Raw genomic sequence first — 3,660 nt, 5'->3', positions numbered from 1 at the left:
ACTGATAAATAATCCCTGTGCAGTGCAGCCGCTGTTGCATAAAATTTCGCTCTGCGTCGAGTGTTTCTTAATCAATAATTCCTCTGATACTCCGGAAAAACGCGAGTCTGTTCTCATGCCTGAAATGCCCACACCCCACGCAAAAACTTGTTTTTGCTGATTTTTCTTTATAAATAGAGAGTTATGACAAATTAGTTCTTCTTGCTCTCTTTGTGATATTTAAAAAAGCGGTGTTGGAGCAGCTACAACACCGCGCCGACACCGCTTTTTAGGGGGGGGGTACTGACTATTTTCATAAAAAACATCATCTTATATTAGGGGTGCTGCTAGCGGCGCGGTGTGTTTTTTTACAGGACGCCCCTGGGGGCGCTGCTAGGGGTGTCTGTTCAGATATGTAGCAATGAGTCAGGGATTCACGAACTGAAAATGTCCGAAAATGTGTCTCATGGGTACTGTATGCGCCCAAACCGATCGTCATTCACTTTCATGCATAGCTATGCAGTGAGCTGAAAGCGATCCTGACGCATTTTTCCGGTTTACCCCGGGGAAAACATCTCTTTTTGCGGTGTTTGCGGCAGAATCGCGTTCAGCGCGTTTTAGCGGTGCGCGCAAGGAGACGTTATGGTAAATACGGAGTATTTTAAATTGCGGGAATTAAAACAACAAAGGCCCGCTGTACTCTATACAGCGGGCCTTTGTTGTATATCTCTGTCGTTTGTCCTCGGGGGGAAGCATTACTGCTAACAAGTCCCGTGGCTAGTAACTTCATTATAAGGATCGTTGACGATGCCGTCAAACAGCATAAAGGCTAGCTTGTCTGCTGCCAGAATAGGAACCTATGAAAGCATTTTAGGTGGACCGGCAGGCGTTCACCGGACGGAAAAAGCTCTGAGGCTTTACATGTGGAACGCGCAGATATCCGCTGCTTTCTTTATGCCCTTGCATGTATGCGAGGTTATCACGCGAAATGCTGTTTCAGAGGTTCTCGAAACGGTATACGGAGCTAGATGGCCCTGGTCCATTGGTTTTGAACGAAGTCTTCCTATCCCTGTTCATGGTTATAAACCCAAAGATGACCTCATCAATGGACGACGAAACCAACCCACGACAGGGAAAGTTATTCCTGAACTTAAGTTTGTTTTCTGGCAGAAAATGCTGACCGGGAGATTCGATAACCGCCTCTGGAACAATCATATACTGACGGCTTTTCCTCATGCGGCTGCACAGGGATTGAATGCAGCACAGTTACGGCAGAATCTCTACAACGATCTGGAAACGGTGAGAAAACTGCGCAATCGTATTGCGCATCATGAACCTATTCTCAACCGCAATCTGGAAGATGATTTTGCTACGATAAAGAGAATTATCGCGTATCGGTGTCAGCATTCATTGGAGTGGATGCTGAAAAACCAGGTGTTACTCCCTCTACTTACACTTAAACCTCTCTAAAAATATAAGTAAGTACTATCGAGGGCTATCATGATCTATGGTGCCCTCTGAGCATAGCTACCCATTACTTCTTCTATATCATTGAATAATTCATTTCTTAACTCTAAGTATTCTAGTAACTCCATTTCTAATGACTCTGTCGTGAACTTAAATCTAGAAGGATCTTTGATTGAGTTTACTAGTCTTGATAACGCTCTATAAGTTTTGAGTGAAGGTTGCATTATAGAAGGAAAGTATTTGAAAACCTCTTCATCTCTGTTGAAATTAACTAAAAACTTGTAGTCATCATTTATAAATCTCAAGCATACAGCGTCAAGCTTATCGCCTTTTCTTATTATTATTTCTTTGTAGGAAAGATATTTTTCAGAAGATAAGTCCCACATCAAGCAAAAATCTCTCTTTGCGAACGAGTTCGCGTCATCATTGAAAAGAGATGATGTGATGGCTTTGGATAGACCTTCTGTGTTTATCTCTTTGTTGGATGGATAGTAAATTTTATTAATTGCTTTCATTCTCTCAAATGATGAATATAGGTCATTATGCCACCTTGTTGAAATCACCCCTTTAGTTATATTCTCCTTGCTAAAATTAAGCCCTGTATCAAAAATAAATGCAGCCATCAGTGAGTATGATATGTTTTTTATTAACTCAGACTTAAATGGTTCCGCTATGGAGTAGTACAGTGATAAAATAACTAAAAATAAAAGGTATTGTCTTACCTTTCCCGATGAGTATATGTAAAGGCGATATTTATTTATTGATAGTTTTATTTTGTATGGAATGATCTCATTTCTGTCATATCCTCTTCGTGGTGGAGCAAAACAAAAGAAACATGCAGCAATTAATAAAACAAAAAAGATGATCAGTGTAAGCAAGTTCGGCTCCTGTGTATGCTCACTATGCATGATTGTCTTGAGATCTAACGATCCTGAAGGTAGTCTTGTCCGTAAACGAAAAAACCGCCCAGCAAGGCGGCTTTTCGAAGGTTCTCAGAGCAGCAACTCTTTGAACCAAGGTAACTGGCTTGGAGGAGCACAGCCACCAAATCTGTCCTTTCAGTTTAGCCTTAACCGGCGCATAACTTCAAGACTAACTCCTCTAAACGGTTACCAATGGCTGCTGTCAGTGGCGTTTTTACGTGTCTTTCCGGGTTGGACTCAAGATGACAGTTACCGGAAAAGGCGCAGCGGTCGGGCTGAACGGGGGGTTCGTGCACACAGCCCAGCTTGGAGCGAACGACCTACACCGAACTGAGATACCAACAGCGTGAGCTATGAGAAAGCGCCACGCTTCCCGAAGGGAGAAAGGCGGAGAGGTATCCGGTAAGCGGCAGGGTCGGAACAGGAGAGCGCACGAGGGAGCTTCCAGGGGGAAACGCCTGGTATCTTTATAGTCCTGTCGGGTTTCGCCACCTCTGACTTGAGCGTCGATTTTTTGTGATGCTCGTCAGGGGGGCGGAGCCTATGGAAAAACGCCACTGGCGCGGCCTTTCTCCTGTGTTTCGCTTTTTGCTCACATGTTCTTTCCGGCGTTATCCCCTGATTCTGTGGATAACCGTATCTCCGCCTTTGAGTGAGCAGGCACCGCTCGCCGCAGCCGAACGACCGAGCGTAGCGAGTCAGTGAGCGAGGAAGCGGAAGAGCGTCGGAAGTTGCATTTTCTCCTTACGCATCTGTGCGGCATTTCACATCGGTTATGGTGTACTTTTCATACAATCTGCACTGATGCCGCATAGTTAAGCCAGTATACACTCCGCTATCGCTACGTGACTGGGTCATGGCTGCGCCCCGACACCCGCTAAAACCCCCTGACGCGCCCTGACGGGCTTGTCTGCTGACGAAAACGCCCACGGGAAAGCCGTGACCGCCTCCGTCAGCTTCGTTATGTTCCTGTTTCACTTTCGGCCTCAAAGCGAATCTGGATGCTGTTCTGGAGTTCTTCTGCGAGTTCGTGCAGTCGTTCGCACATGGCCGCCTGTTCGTCGGCATCCAGAGCATCCAGTTTTTCAAGCAGTGTCAGGCTCTGGCTTTTGATAAATTGCGCCATATTCAGCGCAGTTTGTTGTTGTTTGTTCACCTTCCGTTGTTCTCCGTCAGTTCCGGGTGTCGGGGGGACCCTGAGCAGGTGGTAATTGTAAGACGTTGCGGGCGACGGTATTACAATTGCACATCCTGTCCTGTTTCTTTAGGACGTATCATGGCACAGCATATC

At 45.6% G+C, this 3,660-nt stretch carries 3 protein-coding genes; 1 reads left to right on the top strand and 2 read right to left on the bottom strand.

Annotated elements, in window-relative coordinates:
- Nucleotides 1-786 precede the first annotated feature (786 nt).
- Nucleotides 787-1,449: a hypothetical protein gene (locus tag A7090_RS04565; RefSeq protein ID WP_063100320.1), complete on the top strand. Its 663-nt coding sequence runs from the start codon at nt 787-789 to the stop codon at nt 1,447-1,449.
- Nucleotides 1,450-1,484: 35 nt separating this feature from the next.
- Here the strand turns inward: A7090_RS04565 and A7090_RS04560 are convergent, their stop codons facing one another.
- Nucleotides 1,485-2,324, bottom strand: a complete 840-nt coding sequence (locus A7090_RS04560) for a hypothetical protein (RefSeq protein WP_063080250.1) — start codon at nt 2,322-2,324, stop codon at nt 1,485-1,487.
- Between the two features lie 1,006 nt (nt 2,325-3,330).
- Nucleotides 3,331-3,525, bottom strand: coding sequence for a Rop family plasmid primer RNA-binding protein (locus A7090_RS04540; protein ID WP_097749863.1), 195 nt, complete (start codon nt 3,523-3,525; stop codon nt 3,331-3,333).
- Nucleotides 3,526-3,660: the final 135 nt, after the last annotated feature.

Source organism: Escherichia sp. MOD1-EC7003 (assembly GCF_002965065.1).
In the GTDB taxonomy this organism is placed as follows: domain Bacteria; phylum Pseudomonadota; class Gammaproteobacteria; order Enterobacterales; family Enterobacteriaceae; genus Escherichia.
This window is presented reverse-complemented; position numbering and strand designations above follow the sequence as displayed.

Bases quoted from the DNA above. Each gene is read 5' to 3' on its own strand.
- A7090_RS04565 (WP_063100320.1), top strand. From the start codon at position 787: ATGCCGTCAAACAGCATAAAGGCTAGCTTGTCTGCTGCCAGAATAGGA.